The following is a 579-nucleotide window of genomic DNA, read 5'->3' as shown; positions in this document are numbered from 1 at the left end:
GGTGTTTCTCGTCTACATCGCGCTACTGGTGGCGACGGGAGCTGTGTTCAAGGCCGTCCCTGGCGGATTCATCCCCATGCAGGACAAGCTGTATCTCATCGGTGTCATCCAGCTACCCGAGGGTGCATCCCTGGAGCGCACGGAAGCGCTGGTCCGCCGTGTGAGCGACATCGCGCTCAAGACCGATGGCGTCTACAACGCCGTGCAGTTCCCGGGCATGAACGCCTTGCAGTTGACCAACACGTCCAATAGCGGCCTAGTGTATTTCATACTCAAGCCCATCAATGAGCGCAAGCACACTGCAACCGAGATTGCGGAACAGTTGAACGAGCGCTTCGCTCAGGAGCAGGACGGCCTGGCCTTTGCCATCATGCCGCCCCCTGTCATGGGGCTGGGCGCGGGTTCCGGGTTCTCTCTTTACGTGCAGGATCGCAACCGTGAGGGCTATGCCGCATTGCAGACGGCGACCACCGAGCTGGCGACGGCCATCTCGCAAGAACCGGGATTCCAATATCCGATCAGTTCCTATCAGGCCAATGTGCCGCAGCTTGACGCCGTAGTGGACCGCACCAAGGCGAA

Annotated in this window: 1 protein-coding gene; it reads left to right on the top strand. The window is 60.3% G+C overall.

Features of this window, described 5'->3' with window-relative positions:
* A partial coding sequence (locus DU29_RS01000000130625) for an efflux RND transporter permease subunit (RefSeq protein WP_161781317.1) occupies positions 1-579 on the top strand: 579 nt, incomplete at both ends.

The sequence above is a fragment of the Pseudomonas sp. Ant30-3 genome, from assembly GCF_000690905.1.
Lineage (GTDB): Bacteria > Pseudomonadota > Gammaproteobacteria > Pseudomonadales > Pseudomonadaceae > Aquipseudomonas.
Note: the sequence above shows the minus strand (reverse complement) of the source record. Positions and strands in the feature narration are given on the sequence as shown.